This is a genomic window from Adhaeribacter aquaticus DSM 16391 (assembly GCF_000473365.1).
GTDB lineage: Bacteria > Bacteroidota > Bacteroidia > Cytophagales > Hymenobacteraceae > Adhaeribacter > Adhaeribacter aquaticus.
On the sequence record NZ_KI421517.1, the window covers coordinates 2,794,160 to 2,818,365 of the forward strand.

A 24,206-nucleotide genomic window follows, 5' to 3' on the forward strand; every position below is an offset into this window, starting at 1 on the left:
TCTTAGATTTTAGCTGGGAAAAATACTTTAAAGGTGGTGCCTCTGCCTACCTGACTTTCTACTTCTATTTTACCTTGGCTATCTTCCACTATTTTTTTTACAATATACAACCCTATTCCTGATCCTTCTACATGATCATGCAGGCGTTTAAACATGCCAAAGATTTTATTTTCCTGTTTCAGGTTCATGCCCAGACCATTATCTGCAACAGTAAGTACAACGTAATCTTTCTCAATTTGTGAGGTTATTCGGATAAGCGGTTTCCGGTCCGGGGAATGGTACTTTATAGCATTTGATACCAGATTATACAGGATACTCCGCATATTTTTGCGGGAAAACTGCAAAGAAGCGCCTTGCCTGAAGTCTACTTCAAATTCGGCTTTGGAGTGCTGAATAGCATTGGCAAGGTCCAGGTATATTTCTTCAAAAATATCCGGTAGCTGCACCTGGCTAACATCGTCCTGTGCATCTCTTTGGAGTTTAGTAAGTTCTGTAAGGTCGTTAACGGTATTTCTAAATCGGGCTATTGAACCTTTAATTAAATTTATAACGCTGCCTGTTTCCGGTGCCGCTATAACGGCTGGTGGCAAGTCCTCTATAAGAACCTCTACTAAACCTTCAATATTGGTTATAGGCGCTTTTAAATCATGAGAGGCCGTATATATAAAATTATCTAGGTCATTATTAATTCTTAATAATTCCGTATTTCTTTTTTTAAGTATTTCTTCAGATTGCTTTCTTTCGGTTATGTCCCGGGCTACGGCAAACATATGAGGTTTCCCTTCCAGGGTAATGCCACCCATGCTTACTTCCACGGGATAAATGGTGCCATCTTTTCTCTTGTGCAAAGTTTCGAAAGGAGGTAAGGCGCCCTGCTTTTGCGCTAAGGCAAAAACTTCGTTAAATTTATCTTCCTGGTAAATCGGGTCTACATCCGGTACCCGAATGTTTAAGGATTCTTCGCGGGTGTATCCCCACCGTTGCAGGGCCAGGTCGTTCAGGTAGGCAAATGTGCCATCTTCCCGCATCAAGATAAAGGCATCAAAAGCGTAATCGCTCATGAGCTTAAACTTCTTTAGTTCTGCCTGGGCTGCTTTCTGGTCTGTAATATCTATACAAGAGCTAATATATCCGGCAAAGGTGCCATTAGAGCCAAAGCGGGGAGAAGCAATGGCTAATTGCCAACGGTATTCTGCCGCCTTATTCAATAACCGGAACTCATGTTTTAATACCTCTTTTTTATCAAAAGCATTTTTGTACGCTTCTATAAAGCCCGGGCGGTCGTCGGGATGAACTAAGCTGCTCCAGTCGTGTTGGAGCAGGTATTCTGCTTCCAGACCGGTTAGGTTTGTCCATTCTTTGTTATAATAAACAGCTTTCCCATTTTCATTAATTTGGGCAATGAGAATGCCGGAGGCTTCGGCCATGCTCCGGAACCTGGCCTCACTTTCTTTCAGGGCTTCTTCTGCCTGTTTTCTTTTAGATATGTCCGGACTAACAGTTGCTAACCCCAGTATTTCCCCGGAGTCCGGATCTTTTACTACAAATTGATTATAATATACAGGAATAGATTGGCCTGTTTTAAGATTCCGGAAGCGGAATTCGCCATTCCAATTACCAGTTTGCCACTGAGCCGGCAGAATGACTTCTTTTACAAAAGCCTGGTCTTCCTCCGTAAAATAATCCATCATATTGGTTTGCCGGACTTCTTCTAAATCGGCTAAACCAACCATATTCCGGCCAGCTGGGTTTACGTATACTCCTTTTCCTTCCGGGGTGGCAATACCAATAAAATCAGTAGAATTTTCGCACAAAGCCAGGAAACGTTTCTGCTCCAGCTCAGCTAGTTTACGCTCTGTTATATCCAGGCAAATTGCTACTACGTAAACAGGTTCGCCTGCTGCATTTTTTACCGGCGAAACGTTGTTATTTACCCATATTTCAGTCCCATCGGGCCGGGTGTAGCGTTTCTCTATTCTAAAAGGAACTCCTTTCTGGACAGCCGCCTGAAATTTAGACATATTCCCCGGAACATCATCCTGGTGGCTTATATCCTGCATGCGCATCTGGTAAAGGTCTTCCCTGGAGCGCCCAACCATCTGACAGTAGCGGTCATTTACCAAAACAAATTTTCCGGATAAATCTACCTCTGCAATACCTACCGAGGATTGATTAAAGATGCTGCTGAAACGCTCTTCGCTTTCCTGCAAAGCTTTATCCGTTCTCTTCCGTTCGTTTATATCTATTGCAATACCAGCAGCGCCAACTATTTTTCCGTTTTCGTTATAAACAGGTTTCCCTTTAGCATGTAAATAAATATAATGTCCGTGTTTATGCAGGACCCGGTATTCTACATCATATAAGGAACCATGCTGCAACATTTGTGTAAAGGCAGTTTCTACTTTGGCTTTGTCTTCTGGGTGAACAATTTTTTTTATGAAATTATAGCCTGGTTGATCTACTTCTTCCCGGGTATACCCCAGAATCTGGAACATGCGGTCGTTCCAGAACGCCCCGTCGGTTTCAATATTTAAATCCCAGATACCTTCGTTACTTCCATTTATTACCCGGCTCAACTGTTCTTCACTTTCTTTAAGCGCTTTTTCTGTTAAAATGTAGTGGGTTGTTTCCACAATGGTAAACAATACACCAGCCGGAGTACCGCTTTCATTTAGGATAGGACTGCAGTAAAAGTCCATCCAAATTTCTTGTGGTTTATTATTTCGTAAAACAGTAAAAGGATAGCGACTAAAGGATAGCGCCTCTCCCTGGGAGCAGGTTTCAATAATTTGGCTGGTTAAATGGGCGGTTTCTGGCCAGGAGGTTTTAATGCTAATGCCCAGCATGGCAGGATGTCTGTTTCCGGCAAATAAAATATAGGCGCTATTGTATATAGCTATGCCTTCCTGGCCCCAAAGAATCATTTGGGGAGCCGGCGATTGCAATATCAGGTTAGTAGCTGTGCGTAAGGTAAGCGGCCATTCGGAGATAGGACCCAGGCTGGTAGCCTGCCAATCAAAATTTCGGATACAATCACCCAGTTCTCCTCCACCAAAAATGAGTTTCTTATTCAAATCATTTTCGTTTTGATTTTGGGTTATCATGCCTGGTGTTTTAGCTCGAAATTAAAATATTAAGACAACTTTAACTGTTACTCAGAGTTTAGTTTGAAATTTACTAAAAACTTAACAGATAAAAGAAGGAATTTTCTTATAGCTGTTCTTTGAGGCGCAATTTATTTATGGTGTTGTTATGGCTTGTATAAATCAAGTGATTATAGCTTCAAAGCCACTTAACTAACAGGATTTATTTTATTAATAATTATCCGGAATTAACTATTAGAAAAGATTCCAGCGCAGCCCTAAAACCTTGCTTTTGTTAATTCGTTAGGTCTTGCACCACATTGAAATAACCCAGAATAGCATTCCAAAACCGTACGTACGAGCCTATATTCAGGTTTTATTTAATTGTTTAGTTAAAGGAAAAAACGTGAAAGTAGTTTACTAAGTACTGGAAACACCAACGGTTAAGTGTTTTAAAACAGCTAAAAAATTTTAGTACTAAGCCACCCGTACTGGATCGTTTAATTTTATAAAGCCACCCTGCAGAATGCGGGCAGTAATACCACCGTGGCCCCGCATGGCATTATAACCGCCAGGCCCCAAGTTTTCTTCCATGCGGGAGCAGGGATGACAAGGGCCGGTATATTGCAGTAAAACCTCGCCTACCCAAAAATTACGGTCTTTTAAAGCAAGTAAATTCAGTCCTTTTACTACAATGTTTCTGCGGATTAATTCCGGACCAATTTCGGGAACGTGTAACAGAGAAGCTACTGTTGAAATATGTTCGGCCTGAATTAAGGTAATTTGCCGCTTGCTTCCCGGCTTCCCTTTGTAATGATCATTAACCAGGCCCTGATCTGTAATAGCTTGTGTCTGGGCTAATGGCTGCAAAGGCTTTTTCCGTTCCGGCCGTATACCAATCCAGGTTACTACACCGGTTTGCGGCAAGGTATCCATGAGTTTACCTAAAATAGAACCTTCTGAAGCTGGAAATGCCATGTATATAGTAACTGGATAAAAATTATTTGGTTGCCACCCCGAACTTTTCAGAAATAGGTGTAGCCAGGATATTCCTTTTTATAATAATTAAAATTGAAGCCGGAAAACACTGCCTTCGCCTTCTACAGATTGTACCTGTATGCTGCCTTTATGCAGGTGCATAATCTGCTTTGCCAAGCTTAAGCCAATGCCAGAGCCATCTTTATGCGTTGTAAAAAAAGGAATAAAAATACTATCCATTAATTCCTGCGGTATACCGGTTCCATTATCAATTACCTCAAAAACTACATGATCTTGCTCGTCTAATTTAGCCACTAACTGAATTTGTGGATTATCCCGGTTACGAACTGCTTTGGCAGCATTTAATACCAGATTTATTAATACTTGCTCCATCAGCCGGGTATCTGCCTGTAAGGTAAGCCCGGGCGGAACTACTGAAATAATCAGATTTATATGCTTATCATCCAGTTGGGGGGTAAGTAAAGCTTTTATGCTGTTAAATAGCTCCTGCACGTAAATAGTAGTCAGGAGCGGGTTCGTAATTTTGCTGAAGTTTCGGTAAATCTGCGCAAATTTTAATAAGCCTTCGCTCCGGCTCTGTATAATGCCAATACCTTCTTCTACATCATCTAATAAATCTGTGTTGTAGCTGGCAGGTTCGGTTATGGCTTCTTTTTCCAGGCGCACGTGCTTACGTAAAGTATCTGCCAGCGACGCAATGGGGGCTACCGAATTCATGATTTCGTGTGTCATTACACGTAGTAGCTTTTGCCAGGCTTCGGTTTCATTTTCATCGAGGGCGGTGCTCACGTTTTTAAACGCAATTAAACACATGTTTTTGCCGTGTAGCCTGAACGAAGTAGCGGAAAGCAGCAGTTGTAAGTTTTTCTTGCCTACTGTTAATTTTACCAGCGAACTTTCCCCGGCTTTTAAATTTTGGATAGCCTGGTACAGGGTATCGTTTCGCTTGCTTAAAGCATGGATGTTTTTGAGGAAAGGTAATTCTATTGTTTGTTTAAAAGATTCATTAATCCATTCTACATCGCCATTCTCATCATACGATAGGATGCCCGTATCTATTAATTCCAGAATAGTTTGTAAATACTGATACTGGCCTTCTTTTTCGGAGCTAAGCTCTCTGAAAGTTTTGTTTATCTGGTTAAAAGCATGGTGCAGTTCTTTAAGCGATGGATTAGTGTGTTGCTCATTAAACTGTTGCGAAAAGTCCCGATACTTAACCGCCATAATGAATTTAGCCAGTTCGTTGTTGCTGCGGGTAACGTAATTGGCTAATTCTATTATTAAAGCTATACATAAAGTGGCTGCAAAGACTACTTGTACATAAGCGGGGTTAATAATGTAATAAACCGCTACATACATTAATCCAAAAAGAATCAATAAGCGGATAAATATTCCTAACTCCAGGCGTTTAAATGTCATGTTTTTCCAGGCGGCGGTAAAGGGCAGTGCGGGTAATGCCTAATTCTTTGGCAGCTTTGGTAATGTTTCCATTGTTGCGTTCTATTACCCTTAGGATTGTGTTTTTTTCTACTTCATTAAGCTGCAAAGGCCCATCAATAATAACCGGCGCCCCCAAAACAGAAGTGGGCTGTTCCATGGCCGAGAAGGAGAAGTCTTCCGGTTTTAATACATTACCCTCCGCTAAAATAACCGCCCGTTCTACAGCGTGCTGCAGTTCCCGGATATTACCTGGCCAGCTGTGTTGTTTTAACTTTTTAAAAGTAGCGGCCTCAAAGTCAGGTGTTATTTTATGGTTGCGTTCGGCATAAATACGGGCAAAATGTTTAGCCAGAATTATGACATCGTCCCCGCGCTGGCGTAAAGGAGGTAACGTAATTTCAACGGTATTAATGCGGTAAATTAAATCTTTCCGGAATTGATTTTTAGAAGCCAGTTCATAAATAGGCACATTGGTTGCCGAAACCAACCGAATATTAATAGGTACAGGCATGTTACTTCCCAAGGGTATAACTTCCCGGTTTTGTAGGGCTGTTAATAATTTTGCCTGTTGTGGTAAGGAAATATTACCAATTTCATCTAAAAATAAGGTTCCGCCCGAAGCCGCTTCAAACCGCCCAATGCGGTCTTCTTTTGCATCGGTAAATGATCCTTTTTTATGCCCAAAAAGCTCACTTTCAAAAATGCCTTCACTCATGGCAGCCAGATCAGCCGTGATAAAAGGTTTAGCTGACCGAAAGGATTTTTGATGCAGGGCTTTGGCTACTAATTCTTTTCCGGTACCGTTTTCACCTAATATTAAAATATTAGCTTCGGTAGGGGCAATTTTCTCTATTTTATGAAATACCTCCTGCATGGCTTCCGAGTCACCCAGCATATCAAAATCAAAAGAACCGGCTTTTTTGGCAGCATTACCCCGCCCGCCCGGTGCACTTTTAGCGGTTTTGTTTTGTAAGGCAGTTTCCAGGGCCTCCAGAAGTTTTTCGTTGTGCCAGGGCTTTACAATAAAATCAGTAGCCCCTTCTTTTAACGAACGTACAGCTGTACTTATATCGCCGTAGGCTGTAATCATGATTACAGTTGCATTTTTGTCTTTTTCTAAAATGCGGCTGAGCCAGTAAAAGCCCTCGTTTCCGGTATTAAGGGCACTTTTGTAGTTCATGTCCAGAAAAATGACATCAAAAGTTTGCTTGTTTAGCAAAGACATCAGGTTTTCCGGATTTTTCTCGGTTACCACTTCTTTTAGTTCGGTTTTTAGAAGCATTTTTACTGCAAAAAGCACATCGCTTTCATCGTCTACTACTAATACCCTAGCATTTTTTGTATTCATGACAAAAATTATTAACTGGCAATAAAATTAAATACAATATATCAAAATTAATACAATATTTAGCACTATAGCTATTGCGGCACAAAGTGTGCTATATTTTTAAGCAGTTGATTACTAGAGCTTATAAAAGAGTACTTGCGTTAAACAGGTATATTGTTGTTTCAGAAGCGAACAACGCTTGTATCATAACCGGACGTCTTGGTAGTGAGGTTAGGTGATTTTCTGTATAATTAGCTTTATTTCAATGGTTTATATTTTTGGCATTGTTGTTATTACTAGGTTATTACCAAAATATTAGTCAATTAGCTTACCATCATGGACGTAATTATAAAGAAGAAAAAGTGGACACCAAAAAGGATCGTGATGCTATCCGGTACCGCCATTTTGGTCTTGTTGGTGTTGGCCAGCTTTTTCTCTACTAGTGGCAAAGCCAAACTCAATGTAGATAACCAGCGCATAACTATAAGTGAAGTAACGAAAGGCAATTTCCAGGAATTTATTCCCATAGATGGGGTGGTAATGCCTATAAAAACCATTTACCTGGATGCTACAGAAGGTGGAACCGTGCAAACTATATTGGTGGAAGACGGCACTACTTTAGCTGCAGGTCAGCCTATTATTCAACTGTCTAACACAGACCTGCAACTGGAAATGGTAAACCGTGAAACAGCTGTTTTTGATTTAATTAATAACCTGCAGCACACGCGTAATTTAATGCAACAGAACCGCATTCAGCAGTTAAATCAATTAGCCGATATTGAATTTAATTTAACCGAAGCAAAACGGGTTTTTGATATGAACCAAAAGCTTTACGAAGATAAAGTTATTCCCAAACAAGAGTATTTCCAGAGCAAGAACAATTACGATTATCAGAAAAGAAAGCTCCTGCTAACAAAGCAAACGCTTCGCCAGGACTCTATTTCTTTGCATCAGCAAATACAGCAAATGCAGGAATCAGTGGGGCGTATGAAAAGTAACCTGGCCCTGATGCGCAAGAAGATGGATGACCTTACTATTAAGGCACCTGTTTCTGGCCAGATCACTTCTTTGAATGCTGAAATTGGCGAATCAAAAACCCGTGGGCAGCGAATTGGCCAGATAGATGTACTTAATGGATTTAAAGTACGTGCCAACATCGACCAACATTACATTTCCCGTATTTTTGCCGGCCAAAAAGGTGATTTTACTTTTGATGGAAAAACTTATGAGTTAAGTGTAAAAAAGATATTTACCCAAGTGGCTAATGGGCAGTTTCAGGTAGATATGGAATTTACCAAAGAAGTTCCACAGGGAATTCGCCGGGGCCAGACCTTACAGGTTCGGTTAGCTTTAAGCGCTGAGAAACAAGCAGTAATGGTGCCCAAAGGCGGGTTTTATCAGAAAACAGGTGGAAACTGGATTTTCAAACTAGATGAAAGTGGAAATAAGGCCACTAGAATCGATATTCGGTTGGGTAGCCAGAACCCGGAATATTATGAAGTGCTGGAAGGCTTACAACCCGGCGATAAAGTAGTAACCTCCAGCTACGAAAACTATGAGGACATGGGCGAGCTGGTAATTAAGGATACCAAGGAGTAGCTGGTAACTAACTATCCCCGCCCTTTTTAATTTAGGGAAAAGTTATAGTTTGCTGCTTTAAGATTAGAGATAAAATGTTCTCCGGCTGGAAAGAGAAGGGGAAACGCAGCAATACTAATAAATATTAGAAATAATTAGAAACTACGACATACATGGTTAGTCCTTAACCGCAAATAATTAACAATTAATCACTAATAACATGATTAAGATTGAGAATCTGGAAAAAGTATATCGCACCGAAGAAGTAGAAACCAAAGCGTTGAACAAGGTTTCGCTGGAAGTAAATGAAGGAGAGTTTGTTGCCATTATGGGCCCGTCGGGTTGTGGCAAATCAACGCTTTTAAATATTTTGGGCTTATTAGACGAACCGGACGGTGGTAGTTTTAAATTTTTAGGTACCGAAATAGCTAAGTTTAATGAGCGTAACCGGGCAGATTTACGCAAACGCAATATCGGGTTTGTGTTTCAGAGTTTTAACCTGATAGATGAATTAACGGTTTTTGAAAACGTGGAGCTGCCTTTAATTTATTTAGGTGTGGGAGCTTCTGAACGCAAAGAAAAAGTGGAGAAAGTGCTGGAAAAGATGCAGATCATGCACCGGCGCAACCACTTCCCGCAACAATTATCGGGCGGTCAGCAGCAGCGGGTTGCTGTGGCCCGCGCTGTTATCAATAATCCTAAATTAATTCTGGCGGATGAGCCTACCGGTAACCTCGACTCAGCTAATGGAAATGAGGTGATGGAATTATTAACTGAACTGAATGAAGCGGGCACTACAGTAATCATGGTAACTCACTCGGAACATGATGCCCGTTATGCGCACCGCGTAATCCGGCTGTTAGATGGCGAAGTGGTAATGGAGAATGTGCGCGAGCAATTTACGGTTTAACCTATAATGAAGAATCTATTCTTCTAATGAAGAATCTATTCTTCAGGAACAGAGGGAGAGAAAGTAGATAATGCAGCTATGCTGGATTAGTCAAGACTTGTTTACATAACGCTGTGGCAGTAAGTCATGGATTACAATCTGAAAATGGTAAGAAACTACTTCAAAATCGCCTGGAGAATATTGTTGAAGCAAAAGCTGTATTCTTCTATAAAAATAGGAGGCTTTTCCTTAGGCATTGCCGCTTGTTTGTTAATCTCTTTGTTTATCCAGGACGAGTTGAGCTACGACCAGCATTATCCGAATAAAAACCGACTATACCGGGTAATTAGTGAAGCGAATAAAAGCGGAAAAATTACGAAAGGGATTTCGTTCCCGGCACCCATGGCCAAGGCCTTAAAGAATGATTATCCCGAAATTGAACAGGTAGGCAGATTTAACCCTAATGAATTATTTGGAGCGGGCAGTGCCGAAGTAAGAAGAGGCGATAAAAGGGAGAATTTTTACGAAGAAAAAATTACGTATGCCGACCAGGGAATGCTCGATATTCTTCAGGTTCCCATGGTTTATGGCGATCCCAAGAAAGCTTTAGCAGAACCCAATACCATTGTTATTTCTAAAACCAAAGCTGACAAATATTTTCCGAATGAGAACCCAGTTGGCAAAACTTTAATCCTGAATAACAATGAGAAAAAGCCTTATAAGATAGGCGGCGTGATGGAAGATTTTCCGTCTACTTCTCATTTAGATTTTGATTTTTTACTTACGCTCACCGGAGTAGAGTTTTGGCCCGGCGAACAAGGAACCTGGATGGCTAGTAACTACGCCACTTATATTATGCTGCGTCCCGGTGCAGATGCGGCGGCATTAGAGAAAAAATTTCCCCTGATTATAGAAAAATATGTAATCCCAAGCTTGATAGAAGCGGGTAATGTAGACGTTAAAGATGTAGCGAAACAAGGAAAAATTGTTTTACAACCTATCACGGATATCCATTTAAACTCCGCTGATATTATGGAATATGGTTCCAATCATCAGAGTGATATTCGTTTTGTTTGGTTGTTTGGTGCTATAGCTGCTTTTATCCTGATTATTGCCGGTATCAATTTTATAAACCTATCCACCGCCAAATCTGCTAATCGGGCCAAGGAAGTAGGCTTACGCAAAGTTTTAGGTACATACCGCAGTAATCTTGTTCAGCAATTTTTAGCAGAATCTATCCTATATAGTGCTATTTCCTTTGCTGTAGGACTGTTATTGGCCTGGCTGCTATTGCCATTCTTTAATACGCTGGCAGCTAAATCGTTGGTTTTTCCATGGCGCGAATGGTGGTTACTGCCCACAATGGCATCTGCCGCTTTGGTTATTGGTTTTCTGGCTGGATTATACCCTTCGTTCTATCTATCTTCCTTTAAACCCATAAATGTACTGAAAGGCAATGTGAGCCGGGGCAGCAAAAGTGCAGGTACCCGCAGCGCCTTAGTGGTTTTTCAGTTTACTGCTTCCATTATTCTTATTGTCGGTACTTTTATTATATACCGACAAATGAATTTTATTCTGAATAAAAAAATAGGTTTTGAGAAAGACCAGGTGCTGCTGATTCAGGGTACGCATACGCTGGGCGATAAAGTAAAAACATTTAAAACGGAGCTGTTGCGGTTGCCGGAGGTAAAAAGTGTAAGCATAAGTGATTATCTGCCTATAAAAGGCATGAAGCGGAATGGCAATGGTTTCTGGAAAGAAGGTAAGCACAAAGAAGAAAGCGCCACTTACGGGCAAATGTGGCGCATCGACCACGATTATATTAAAACCCTCGGCATGAAAATAGTGGCCGGTAGGGATTTTTCTCAGGAAATGGCCACTGATTCCGGAGCCGCCATTGTTAATCAGGCGCTGGTAAAAGAAATGGGATTAAAAAATCCGATTGGCGCGCGCATTTCCAACTCCTGGGAGCATTGGACCATCGTGGGAGTAGTAGAAGACTTTCACTTTGAATCCTTGAAAGAAAATATCCGGCCGATGATAATGGATTTGGGCCATAGTCCATCGGTGGTAGCGGTAAAAGTGAAAAGTGCAGATATGCCGGAATTTGTGCAATCGGTGAGTTCGGTCTGGAAAAGCTTTGCGCCCGATCAGGCTATCCGGTATACATTCCTGGATCAGAGTTACGCCAACATGTACGCCGATGTACAACGCATGGGCCGCATCTTTAGCAGCTTCGCCATCCTGGCCGTTATTGTGGCTTGCTTAGGTTTATTTGCCTTATCGGCTTTTATGGTAGAGCAACGCAGCAAAGAAATCAGCATCCGGTTAGTTTTAGGAGCCTCAGGTTATAGCATTTTCCGGTTGCTTACCCAGAATTTCTTAAAGTTGGTGCTTATCGCTTTGGTAATTGCAGCGCCGGTAGCATGGTACCTGATGCAAAAATGGTTAGAAGATTATGAATACCGAATTACTATAAACCTGGATGTTTTTTTAATAGCGGGTATACTGGCCGTGGTTATTGCTATCCTAACCATTAGTTACCAGTCAGTTCGGGCAGCTTTTATGAAACCGGTAGATGGCCTTCGGGCTGAATAATGAATTATTTTATATCAACCTGAAGTCTCACGATTATATTCTGAAGTTCCTGATACACCCCAATGGTTATGTTAAAAAATTACTTCAAAATAGCAGTTAGAAATTTAGTAAGGCACAAAGGCTATACCCTAATAAACCTGGTTGGTTTGGCCGTAGGTATAGCTTGCTGTACCCTTATAATGTTGTTTGTGCAGGATGAGTTAAATTTTGATAAAAACCACCGGCAGGCAGCTAATATTTACCGGCTAACTATTGAAATAATGGAGAATGGCCGTATTGACAAAGCTGCTGTAACCTCACCGCCCATAGCGCCGGAACTGAAACGTAATTTTCCGGAAATAAAAGCAGTTGTCAGGTTTAGTAACAATACCCGTAATCTAATCCGAAAAGAAAGCACGGGAATGTACGCAGACCAGGGCTTTTTTGTAGACTCCACTGTTTTCCGGGTGTTTACGTTTCCATTAACCGTTGGCAATCCCAGAACTGCACTTGTAGAACCTCATTCCATTGTATTAAGTCAGGAGTTAGCCAAACAATATTTTGGTAATGCTAATCCAATAGGTAAAGTTCTGGAGATAGAGCTGGATAGTATATACCAGGTAAAAGTAACGGGAGTTTTAGCTGCCATTCCGGAGAATTCGCACATCCGTCCAAATTATTTAATTCCTTTTGATTTATTGAAGAATAACCGCAATAACTGGTGGGCCTTTGGCTTTCACTCATATATGTTGGTTGATGACCATTTTAATCCAGAAAAGTTTGAATCCAAACTACCGGCATTTGTAAAAAAATATATGCCCGTACCGGCTGGTTCTCCGCCACCGCCTTCCCTGCATGTACAACCTTTACTAAATGTGCATTTAGATAATGATATCAGTTCTCAGATTTCGCCGCCCGGCGATCTTAAATACATTTATCTTTTTTCGGTTTTAGCTTTATTTATTATTCTGCTGGCCTGTATCAATTTCATGAATCTGGCTACTGCCCGGTCGCAGAATCGGTCTAAAGAGGTTGGGGTACGAAAAGTTATTGGAGCTACGCGCCAGCAGTTAATTGGGCAATTTCTGAGCGAGTCGATTTTATTAGGGGTGGTAAGTCTGGTAATTGCCATTGGCCTGGTGTATTTTTCATTGCCGGCTTTTAACGAACTTTCCGGGAAGGTAATTCCGGGGCAGCTACTTAAAAATGGTCCGGTAGTAGTTGGGCTATCAATGCTAACCGTAGTGGTGGGTTTGGCAGCAGGTTTATACCCGGCCTTTTTCTTGTCGGCTTTCAAGCCCATTCAGGTACTTAAAGGCCAGTTAAGTACCACTACTAAAGGGGTTGTTTTGCGCAAAGGGCTGGTGGTGCTTCAATTTGCTATTTCAATTGGTTTAATTGTTGGAACAGCGGTGGTTTACAACCAGATGGAATACATCCAGAATAAGCGGTTAGGGTTTACGAAAGAACAGCTCATTTCCATTCCGCTTAATGGGCAATTTGGTGTAGCTAAAGCCAATACCATTAAAAATGAATTTCTGCGTTTGCCCGGGGTGGTGGCGGGTACAGTAGCCAATACAATGCCGGGCAATCGGGGCTGGTGGCGCACAATTATTAACCTGGCCCAAAATCCCGGTAACAATGCCGTTGGGTTTGTATTCGAAACAGATTTCGATTACTTCTCCACCATGGACATCCAACTGGCCGATGGACGGGCATTTGACACTAAATTTCCTAAAGATAGTACGCAGGCGGTTCTAATTAATGAGGCTATGGTAAAAGCTTTTGGCTGGACATCTACCAAAGAAGCTTTAGAGAAGCACCTGGAATATAATGACAATGGTCTTGATTTTAAAGTGGTAGGGGTAGTAAAAGATTTTAATTTTCAAACCTTACACGCTAAAGTAGAACCGGCTATTTTTGCCATTGCCCGCAATAACGTAGGGTATTTGGTATTGCGCATCAGTCCGGACCAGGTGGCGCAGACGTTAAGTGCTCTGCAGCAAAAATGGAATGAATTTGATGACAGGCATCCTTTTGAATATTCCTTTGTGGATGAAAACCTGAATAACCTGTATCAGACCGAAATGCGGTTAGGTAAAATATTTAGTGTGTTTACGGCCTTAGCTATTTTTATTGCCTGTTTAGGCTTATTTGGGTTAGCTTCTTTTACGACCGAACAACGCACGAAGGAAATTGGCATCCGTAAAGTTTTAGGAGCCTCGGTAGGTGGTATAGTGGCTATGCTCTCCAAAGACTTTCTGAAATTAGTATTACTGGCCAATGTTATTGCCTGGCCGCTTGCCTGGTACGGAATGAACCAATGGTTGCAGGGCTTTGAGTACCGGACGGCCATCTCCTGGTGGATATTTGGATTATCGGCTTTTATAGCCTTGCTTATTGCACTTTTTACGGTAAGTTTTCATGCCATAAAAGCCGCTATTTCTAACCCGGTAAATGCCCTCCGGAGTGAGTAGACTAGTTTCATTAGTTAGTATAAAGCCTTTAAATAAACAGTATGCACGTCTTCAGCAAATTTTTTCTTCTTTTTGTAATAGCTCTTACTTCGTCTCCATTAGTACATGGCCAACAAAAAACAACCCAAAGTGTCGATTTGAAAAGGGCGAAAGCTTTACTGGCGGAAGTGCAGTTAAATGCCGGAACCCTTACGCTAACCACTCATCCTTTACCCAATGCAGATTTAAATTTTGCTTATTCCCGAAGTAACTGGAAGCCCTTGGTAAAAGCTACTAAAGAAGCTAACCGGGACCACCTGATTATTCGGCAACCCGAAGAAAAGAATACCAATATGGGTGAGCGGGAGCATAACAAGTATACTATTAAAATACCCCAAGCTTTAGAAACTAGTTTAAAACTCCGCATGGGGGCCGGCGAAGGAAAAGTAGATATGCATGGGGCTAAAATAAACCGGGTAGATATGGAAGCAGGCGCGGGGGACTTTAATGTGAATTTAGCTAATACTTCGGTTGCTAGTTTAAAAGTGAGTGCCGGGGTGGGTGCTTTAACCCTAAACCTTGGTGGCGCCCGCACCAGAGATTTGGATGCTGATATTTCTGGTGGCATCGGTGACTTAACGTTGGTATTGCCTCGCAGTTCGGGTGTTCGGGTTCGGGTATCAGGATTAGGTGGCATTGATAATAAGGGGTTGCGCAAACAAAACGGCTACTATGTGAATGACGCCTACGGCAAATCAGCCCAAAATGTAGACATAACAGTTAGTGCGGGTTTGGGAAATATTAAGATGACTTTAGAAAAATAAAAAGTTATGCTAAAGAATTACTTTAAAATTGCCTGTCGGAATCTTTGGCGAAATAAAGCTTTCTCAGCAATCAATATTTTTGGTTTGGCTATTGGCATGGCTACCTGCATGGTTATTATGTTATTTATAGCCGACGAACTAAGCTACGACCGGTATAATAAAAAAGCTGACCGGATGGTGCGCCTTACCTTTAAGGCGGTACTAAATGGCAACCTTTTAAGCTTTCCTACTTCAGCGGCGCCGGCAGCCCAAACCCTGTTAGCTGATTACTCGGAAGTGCAGGAAGCAACCCGTTTACGGCAAATGGGAGGAGTTATTTTTTCCTATGAAAACAGGACCTTTAAAGAAGAAGCCATTGCTTATGTAGATGCTAATTTTTTTCAGGTTTTTACTATTCCCATTATTCAGGGAAATGCTAAAACCGCTTTAACGGAACCTAATACCGTTGTTATTTCAAAAGAGGCAGCCCATCGGTTTTTTGGGAAAGAAAACCCTATTGGTAAAGTGCTGCAAAACAAAAGTGAAAATACCAGTTATAAAGTAACGGCTTTAATCGACGAAGTTCCAAGTAATTCACACTTTCATTACGACATTTTTGTTTCTATGGCTAGTTATGCACCGGCTAAAGAACCTACCTGGTTGAGTAATAATTTTGTTACGTATTTGGTATTACCGCCCGGGTATAATTACAAAGAGCTGGAAGCAAAATTACCAGACGTAGTAGAAAAGTATATGGGCCCGGAGATTAAAAAATCTATGGGTTTAAGCCTGGCCGAACACCGAAAGCAAGGCAACGAGGTTGGGCTTTATTTACAACCGTTAAAAGATATTCACCTGCATTCGGATTATACCAATGACCTGCAGGCGAATGGCGATATCCGGTATGTGTATATTTTTGGCGCCATTGCCATCTTTATGCTGCTGATAGCGGGTATAAATTTCATGAACCTGTCTACGGCTGGAGCCTCCAAACGGGCCCGGGAGGTAGGCATCCGAAAGGTGCTTGGGTCGGTTAAGCGGGATTTAGTACAGCAGTTCTTGTTGGAATCTGTTCTGCTTACAGTTTTGGCTTTGCTATTAGCCATTTCCTTGGTGTATTTAGTTTTACCTGTTTTTAACGAACTGGCCGGAAAAGCCTTAACCTTACAATTGGCGAATAATATATGGCTGGTACCCGGATTACTGATGTTTGGGTTGGTAGTAGGCATATTGGCAGGTTGTTACCCGGCTTTTTATCTGTCTTCGTTTCGCCCGGTGGCTGTGTTAAAAGGCACAATAACTAAAGGCAAAGAAAGCCTGAATTTGCGCAGCGGACTGGTGGTTTTTCAGTTTTTTATTTCTATTGCGCTTATTGTAAGTGTTACGGTCGTTTACCAGCAGCTAACCTATATCCAAAACAAGAAGGTGGGTTATGATAAGGAACAGGTGTTGGTTGTACATGATTCTTATTTATTGGGCAGCCAGGAAGAAGTATTGCGGCAGAAACTGCTTGCCGACCCCCGGGTTTTAAATGCCAGTATTTCTTCCTACCTGCCTGCCGGACCTACAAACTCCAACAACTCCGTAGTTTTGGCCGATAATGATGCTTCAAAATCAGTGAATACAAACCAATTCCGAGTGGATTACAATTACCTGCCTACTTTGGGAATCCAGTTAGTGACTGGCCGTAATTTTTCGAAAGATTTTGCTTCCGATTCACTGGGATTAATAATCAATGAAGCTGCTGTACGGGCTTTTGGTTGGAACAATAATATATTAGGGCGGGAAGTTTCTTGTTTTATTAATAACAAAGGCGATAAAGCCGTTTACAAGGTGATTGGCGTTGTCAAAGATTTTCATTTCAAATCCTTACACCAGCGTATTGGGCCACTCTTGTTAATGCTAGGCGATAATGGTGGATCCATTGTGGTGAAAGCAAAAACAAAGGATATAGCCGGTTTGCTAACTGCTCTTAAAGGAGAATGGACCAGTTTTTCTAAAGACACGCCGTTGGTGTATACGTTTTTAGATGAACGTTTTATGCAAACCTACCAAAAGGAAAAGAAGATCGGTTACATTTTAAGCATATTTGCCGGCTTAACGATCTTCGTGGCTTGCTTAGGCTTGTTTGGTTTGGCTACTTTTACCGCCGAGCAAAGAACCAAGGAAATTGGAATTCGGAAAGTGTTGGGAGCGTCCCTGCCTAACCTGGTATCCTTGCTTTCCCGCGACTTTCTAAAACTGGTTTTATTAGCCAATATCATTGCCTGGCCATTGGCCTGGTACGCCATGAATAAATGGTTACAGGACTTTGAGTATCGCACTTCCATTAGCTGGTGGGTATTTATACTGGCAGGAGCTTTAGCCATTTTAATAGCTCTTGTTACGGTAAGTTACCAGGCTATTAAAGCCGCGGTAGCTAATCCGGTAAAAACGTTGCGGAACGAGTAAAGTGCCACCTGCCGGTATTTTACCATTTGAGCATCTTTGTTTTCCAATTGATTAAAAGCTTAGTCATAAACCAAGCAATTGCTTTGGTAGGATAACCATCAAATTAAAGTTTCTATGTTTTATAATTATTTCAAAATAGCTATCCGAAATCTGCTGCGGTATAAGGCTTTTTCTTTTATAAATATTTTTGGTTTGGCCCTTGGCATGACGTGCAGCATTCTTATTATGCTATGGGTAAAAGACGAATTAAGTTATGACCAATTCCATAGCAACCTAAATAATTTATACCGGGTTATTGAAGAACAGCATTATCCAGGGGGTGAAGATTTAACCATGGCGGCGACTCCGGCGCCTTTGGCAGAAGCATTGAAAAAAGATTTTCCTGAGATAACGCATGCTGTAACCATAATTCCGGGGGCAGGACCTTTTACTTACCAGGGTAAAACATTTAAAGAAACGGGTTTATACACAACTCCGGATTTTTTTCAGATGTTTTCTTTTGAATTCATAACTGGAAATCCTAAAACGGCTTTAACAGAACCCTATTCTGTTATTATAACCGAAACCTTAGCCAAAAAATATTTTGGTAACAGCAGTGCATTTGGTAAACTTTTTAAAGTTGACAATAAGGATAGCTATAAGGTTAGTGGGGTAGTAAAAGACGTGCCGCAAAACTCATCGCTAGAATTTTCTTTTGTAATGCCGGCCGCCGACCTTATTAAACAGCCTGGCCATGAGTGGCTGAATAACTGGAAAAATAATGGCCCGCGTACGTATGTCATGCTCCGGCGCGACGCCAATAAAAAGGCGGTGGATGCTAAAATCGAGAAATTCATCCGGAAACATAACCCTGATGCCGATATTGATATTTTCCTGCAGGGCATGGAAGATATGTACCTGTATAATGAATTCAGAGCCGGACGACAGGCTGGTGGTCGTATTGGGTATGTGCGGTTATTTTCAGTAGTAGCTATTTTTATTTTAATTATTGCCTGTATCAATTTCATGAATCTGTCTACTGCTCGTTCGGCTAAACGGGCTAAAGAAGTAGGTGTGCGCAAGGTTATTGGGGCCGTGCGTTCGGTATTGGTTGGGCAATTTATCGGGGAATCCGTTTTGATAGCGTTTTTTGCTATTCTGATATCTTTAGGACTCACCCTGCTATTTTTACCCACTTTTAACGGGCTAACCAGTAAAAATATTAATCTAAGTTTAGTTGATCCTGTTTTTTTACTTTCTGTAGTGGGGATTGCGCTTTTAACCGGGGTATTAGCAGGTAGTTACCCGGCCTTGTTTTTATCTTCTTTTAAGCCCGTAACAGTTTTAAAAGGTACTTTAAAATTTAGCTCTAAGGTGGCCCTATTCCGGAAAAGCCTGGTGGTGTTTCAATTTGTATTATCGGCTATTCTTATTATTAGTACCCTGGTCGTCTTCAGACAAGTAGAATTCATTCGGAACAAAAACATTGGGCTAAACCGCGAAAATGTAGCTTACGTGGCCGTAGAAGGTGACCTGATTAAACATTACAAAGCTTATAAACATGAATTGGAGATGGCCCCGGGCATTCTGTCAGTAAGTGTCTCAAGCCAATCCCCGATAATGGTAAGTCAGAATGGCGGCGGCGTAGAGTGGAAAGGCAAAGATCCCAGTACCAATATCTTGTTCAGTTATATCCGGAGTGATGCGGATTTCCTGAAAACGATGGATATTAAATTGAAAGAAGGTCGGTTCTTCTCAGAGGAATTTGGGGCCGATTCTACCAAGATAGTAATAAATGAAGAGGCAGCACGCATTATAGGTATAAAAAACCCAATTGGTGAAAGTGTAAGCGTATGGGGCGATGTTTATAACATTATTGGTGTTGTAAGAAACTTTGATATTACCTCGGTGCATATGAATACGCAGCCTCTCATTATATTTTATGAGCCCGAAGCAGCCAGATATGTGTTCGTGCGTACGAAGCCCGGACAAACCGCCGATGCCCTAAGTAGTTTCGAAAAATTAACTATAAAGTATAATCCCAATTTCCCCTTTATTGCTAACTTTTTAGACCAGGATTTTAATAAAATTTATCAGGGAGAAACAGTTATTAGCAAACTGGCTAATTATTTCGCAGCCTTTGCTATTATAATATCCTGCTTAGGCTTGTTTGGCTTGGCTTTATTCACGGCCGAGCAACGCACTAAAGAGATAGGTATACGGAAAGTATTAGGAGCATCTGTTCCGGGTATAGTTGCCATGCTATCCAAGGACTTTTTAAAATTAGTATTGCTGGCCAATATTATTGCCTGGCCTTTGGGCTGGTATTTTATGTACCGGTGGCTGCAGGACTATGCTTTCCGGACGGAAATAAACTGGTGGATTTTTGGTTTTGCAGGTGTGGCTACTTTAGTAATTGCCCTACTTACGGTAAGTTTTCAGGCCATTAGGGCCGCAATGGCCAATCCGGTAAAAGCTATCAGGACAGAGTAAATTTGCTTAGTCTGGTAGCTTTTACAAGTAAGTATCTGCTTCAGCTTCAGTAAATGGTAAAGTACTAAATTTAAAGGCTATTGCGGCAGACTTTACGGGCGGAGGAAATAACTAACCCAATGGTTATGGGACTTCCTGTCGATTTAAGATTTAGATTTTGGTTTATCTTTTTTAGAAGAGATCAAGTCTGGCGAAGGGTATAAAATTTGCTGCACGCTTTCCAGATACATTAAACTTCCATTGGGCACATTGCTTAAAACAATGATAGAACTATGGTCTTTGCGGTTACGCATTAAATAGTTGTTAAACCCGTGCCAAAGTCCGCCGTGATACTCAATAGGTTCTCCATTAAAGAGCTTCTTTAAGCGCCATCCAAAGCCGTAGTCCTGTTTTTGGGTAGCTTTGTTAGTTCCTGTAAACGCTTCGATAAGGGTTGATTGTTTTACTAGTTTTTCTGAGTAAAGTGCCTGGTCCCATTTATATAAATCCTCTACAGTAGAGTAAATGCCTTTATCGCCTTGTACGCCATCCAGGTAATCCACTTCTCGTTTTTTTCTACGGGCGGTATGCCCCACCGGAACAAATTTGCTTTCGCTATTTTTTGAAAGTACCCAGGTGTTTTTCATGCCCAGCGGGTTAAAAATTCTTTCCTGCATAAAATTTTCAAAAGGCATTTCAGCGGCTTTGGTTACTATGGCGGCTAACAAACAATAGCCCGTATTGCTATAATCAAATTTAGTATTAGGCTTGTAGTAGGGCTGAGGTTTATGTCGCGTTAGCAACTGAATTACTTCTTCGTTGGTTATAAATACCCGTCGGTCCGGCCAGTGCTTATCAGTAAAATAGGTATAGTTTGGTAATCCGGATCGGTGCGTTAATAAGTGCCGGATAGTAATGCCGTGGTAAGGGAAATCAGGGAAAAAGCGTTGTACAGAATCTTCGTAATTCAATTTCCCTTCTTCCTGCAGCATCATAATGGCCATGGCCGTAAACTGTTTGGATACGGAGGCTAACTGAAATGAATTTTGGGTGGTTAGGGTGTCTTTCTTGGTGAAATCGGCGTAGCCAAAAGCGCCTTTGTATATTATTTTATTAAACTGGGTAATTAAAACAGTACCGTTAAACCCTCTCTTTTTTTGTAAGACACGAAATAGCGAATCTAACTGGTGGCGCTGCTTTGTAGCTTTTGCCGGATTATATAAGGCTTGTATCCGTGCTTTTTCTGCATTGTATATTTCTGTATTTTGTTTGCTTTCAGAGGCAGACTGGGAGCAGGCAAATAATGCAGCCAAACTGGCTGCCCAACAAAACTTCAGCAAAGAATTAAAAACTTTCATGAATACCCGGACGCTGCTTTATGCGGTTAAAGTAATCTTCTAATTAAAGAAAATTCTTTTAAATTATTTCAATCCTGCTGCAGGTTTTTAAAAATATAAGCAACTCCTGAAAACAAGCCTGTAGTCTATATTCTACTTCATAAAACTTCTTGGATGTAAGTGAACGGGTTATAATAATACTTTAAACTAATTGTTGCACAAGCGGACACGTTATTGTAATAAAAACGAACAGTTTAGGATCAAACATATAATACTTCGTAAATACACTACTGATATTCAGCTTGTTAGGTAATTGGCATTTAAATTTCTTATAAAATGTAAAAGACCCTTAGGCCCAGCTAAATATTAATAGAATGTTGTACAACTACCTGAAGATTGCTATTCGGATTTTATCGCGGCACAAGGGTTTTTCCTTTATCAATATTGCCGGATTAGCCATTGGTCTGACGACCTGCTTACTTATTAGCTTATTTGTGTGGGATGAAAAGCAGTTTGATCAGGAGATACCGGAGGGAGAATTGATTTATAGAATTTATAATAAGAGCCAAGGGGAACTGGGAGGCGAAAATAATATGGCTATGGTGCCACCTGTTTTTGCCCCAACGCTCCGGCAAGAATTTCCGGAAATAGCTACCACTGCCAGACTCTACAACATAAATACGAAAGAACTTTTAGAGGCCGGCAATATAAAGCTTTACGAAGAAGGCGGCGTTTTAGCAGAGCAAAGTTTTTTAGATATTTTTCCACTAACCTTCAAGTATGGGAATGGTGATCAGGCCTTAACAGATTCTAAATCCATTCTTATTTCGACAACACTATCCGGTAAGTTGTTTGGTACTATCAACCCGGTTGGTAAAACAATTGCTATCAATAAAGAGGCTTATCAGGTAAAAGGAGTGTACCGGAACAACCCTAAATTTCATTTGCAGACTAGCTATCTGCTTCCTTTGGCGGTATTGGAAAAGGAAATATCAAAAGAGCGGATGCAAAGCTGGCGCTGGCAACAATTTTATACCTATACCAAACTTAAAGAAAGCACGAATGTACAGCCTTTACAAGCTAAATTTCAGCAATTAGTTTTGATGCGAGGTCAGGCATTTGATAAAGACGAAAAATTTGATCTGGTACCATATTTCCAACCCTTGCAGAATATCCATTTGCATTCTTCCAACTTTAAATATGATATAGCTATACGGGGCAACATCACTTATGTAAAAGCCTTGTCCATTATTGCACTGTCTATCCTACTGATTGCATGTTTTAATTTTGTGAATTTGGCTACTGCTAAATCATTACAAAGAGCAAAAGAAGTTGGCGTTCGGAAAACAATTGGCGCTAATCGGAAGCAACTTATTCTGCAGTTCTTAGCCGAAACCATACTGCTTACTTTTATCAGTACCATAATAGCTGTCGGGCTAACCTACCTGGCCCTGCCTTGGCTAAACCAGTTTACAGACAAGCAAATAAATTTTCCAATACTGTCAACCCCTATTATCGCGCTGTTTTTAATGCTGTTAAGTACATTGGTGGGTGTTTTAGCGGGTATTTATCCAGCTATAATTTTATCAGGTTTTAAGCCGGTTAAAGTCTTAAAAGGCAGGTTTGTAATTGCAGACGATGGCGTTAGTAAAAATCTTTGGTTGCGGCATAGCTTAGTGGTGGTACAGTTTGTCTTATCCGTGTTGCTTATTATCAGTGCTTTGGTGGTTTACCGGCAAGTGACTTACTTGCACGAGAAGGATCTTGGATTTAACCAGAACCAAATCATGTTCTTCCCTATGCGGGGAGATAATATGGTAAAGAATTTTGAAGCTTTTAAAACAGAGTTAAAACGAATACCTGGTGTGAGCTCAGTTTCTATTGGTTACGGCTTTCCCGGCGACCTTACGGCCGGCGACAATATTTTTGTGCCGCAAAATGGAGAGCTAAAAAACTTTGGGGTAACCCAGTTAATGGTAGACCATGACTACATCAGAACTTTAGGGATACAGGTAATCTCGGGACGGGATTTTTCTAAAGAATTAAAAACTGATCAGGATCATGCTTTTATTATTAATGAAACTGCAGTAAAAGAACTTGGTTTTAATACCCCGGAACAGGCCCTGGGTAAACCCCTGGCTTGGGATGCCTGGAGTTCTGATGGAGATTCTTTGAAGAAAGGAAATATTATTGGGGTAGTAAAAGACTTTCATTACAAAAGTTTATTCGAGAAAGTACAGCCTACTATATTACAAATTTATCCTTCAGCTTATTGGAAAGTGGCTGTAAAAATAACAGGGCAGAGTATTGGTAATTCGGTAAGCGGCGTGGCCGAAGTATGGAATAAATTTTCGCCGGAATACCCGTTGGAGTATAACTTTCTGGACCAGAATTTTGACCAGATGTACCGGGCGGAAGATAAGTTAAAATCTCTGCTTTGGACTTTTACAATTGTTGCCATTTTTGTTGCCTGCCTGGGTTTATTTGGCTTGGCCGCCTATGCCGCCGAACGGCGGAAAAAAGAAGTGGGCATCCGCAAAATTCTAGGTGCTGATATAGCGGCTATTGTAGCCTTACTCTCGAAAGATTTCTTAAAACTGGTTTTAATCTCTACGGTAATTGCTTTTCCATTGGCCTGGTATGCTATGCAGCAATGGCTGCAAGATTTTGCCTATCGCATTCCTATGCCAGTCTGGTCTTTTATGGCTGCCGGTTTAGTGGCTGTAGTAGTGGCTTTTTTAACGGTTGGATACCAGGCAGTAAAAGCGGCTGTAGTAAATCCGGTTAATTCTTTGCGCAGCGAATAAAATCATAA

At 41.2% G+C, this 24,206-nt stretch carries 13 protein-coding genes; 8 read left to right on the forward strand and 5 right to left on the reverse strand.

The genetic code is table 11. The features are described 5' to 3' along the window. Positions 1 to 2: 2 nt before the first annotated feature. From ADHAQ_RS27300 to ADHAQ_RS0114545, 4 genes are all read right to left on the reverse strand, one after another. Positions 3 to 3,104, reverse strand: coding sequence for a PAS domain S-box protein (locus tag ADHAQ_RS27300; protein WP_051359943.1), 3,102 nt, complete (start codon positions 3,102 to 3,104; stop codon positions 3 to 5). A gap of 456 nt (positions 3,105 to 3,560) precedes the next feature. After that, positions 3,561 to 4,061, reverse strand: coding sequence for an MOSC domain-containing protein (locus tag ADHAQ_RS0114535; RefSeq protein WP_084523854.1), 501 nt, complete (start codon positions 4,059 to 4,061; stop codon positions 3,561 to 3,563). Positions 4,062 to 4,148: 87 nt separating this feature from the next. Next, entirely contained in the window at positions 4,149 to 5,501 is a 1,353-nt protein-coding gene (locus tag ADHAQ_RS0114540; protein ID WP_026463555.1) for a sensor histidine kinase, read from the reverse strand. After that, positions 5,491 to 6,870, reverse strand: a complete 1,380-nt coding sequence (locus ADHAQ_RS0114545; RefSeq protein ID WP_026463556.1) for a sigma-54-dependent transcriptional regulator — start codon at positions 6,868 to 6,870, stop codon at positions 5,491 to 5,493. The genes ADHAQ_RS0114540 and ADHAQ_RS0114545 overlap by 11 nt, the downstream gene beginning before the upstream one ends. A gap of 315 nt (positions 6,871 to 7,185) precedes the next feature. Between ADHAQ_RS0114545 and ADHAQ_RS0114550 the strand changes: the two genes are divergently transcribed. From ADHAQ_RS0114550 to ADHAQ_RS0114580, 7 genes are all read left to right on the forward strand, one after another. Further along, positions 7,186 to 8,448, forward strand: a complete 1,263-nt coding sequence (locus tag ADHAQ_RS0114550; protein WP_026463557.1) for an efflux RND transporter periplasmic adaptor subunit — start codon at positions 7,186 to 7,188, stop codon at positions 8,446 to 8,448. Between the two features lie 199 nt (positions 8,449 to 8,647). Further along, a complete protein-coding gene (locus ADHAQ_RS0114555; protein ID WP_026463558.1) occupies positions 8,648 to 9,337 on the forward strand; it encodes an ABC transporter ATP-binding protein in 690 nt (229 codons plus the stop codon). Positions 9,338 to 9,463: 126 nt separating this feature from the next. Then, a complete protein-coding gene (locus ADHAQ_RS0114560; RefSeq protein WP_211240588.1) occupies positions 9,464 to 11,914 on the forward strand; it encodes an ABC transporter permease in 2,451 nt (816 codons plus the stop codon). Positions 11,915 to 11,982: 68 nt separating this feature from the next. Then, complete coding sequence (locus tag ADHAQ_RS0114565) at positions 11,983 to 14,370, forward strand: ABC transporter permease (RefSeq protein WP_026463560.1); 2,388 nt, start codon at positions 11,983 to 11,985, stop codon at positions 14,368 to 14,370. Between the two features lie 41 nt (positions 14,371 to 14,411). Then, positions 14,412 to 15,173 carry a DUF4097 family beta strand repeat-containing protein gene (locus ADHAQ_RS0114570; protein WP_026463561.1) on the forward strand — a complete coding sequence of 254 codons (762 nt, stop codon included), beginning with the start codon at positions 14,412 to 14,414 and terminating at the stop codon, positions 15,171 to 15,173. A gap of 6 nt (positions 15,174 to 15,179) precedes the next feature. Further along, on the forward strand, positions 15,180 to 17,603 hold the full coding sequence (locus ADHAQ_RS0114575) for an ABC transporter permease (protein ID WP_026463562.1): 2,424 nt from the start codon (positions 15,180 to 15,182) through the stop codon (positions 17,601 to 17,603). A 114-nt stretch (positions 17,604 to 17,717) separates the two neighbouring features. Next, positions 17,718 to 20,075 carry an ABC transporter permease gene (locus tag ADHAQ_RS0114580; RefSeq protein ID WP_026463563.1) on the forward strand — a complete coding sequence of 786 codons (2,358 nt, stop codon included), beginning with the start codon at positions 17,718 to 17,720 and terminating at the stop codon, positions 20,073 to 20,075. Between the two features lie 143 nt (positions 20,076 to 20,218). Here the strand turns inward: ADHAQ_RS0114580 and ADHAQ_RS25825 are convergent, their stop codons facing one another. Next, positions 20,219 to 21,412 (reverse strand): serine hydrolase domain-containing protein, encoded by a 1,194-nt coding sequence (locus ADHAQ_RS25825; protein WP_051359944.1) that lies wholly within the window; start codon positions 21,410 to 21,412, stop codon positions 20,219 to 20,221. 353 nt (positions 21,413 to 21,765) lie between these two features. Here ADHAQ_RS25825 and ADHAQ_RS0114590 point away from each other — a divergent pair, with 353 nt between their 5' ends. After that, positions 21,766 to 24,198, forward strand: coding sequence for an ABC transporter permease (locus tag ADHAQ_RS0114590; RefSeq protein WP_026463564.1), 2,433 nt, complete (start codon positions 21,766 to 21,768; stop codon positions 24,196 to 24,198). Positions 24,199 to 24,206 lie beyond the last annotated feature (8 nt).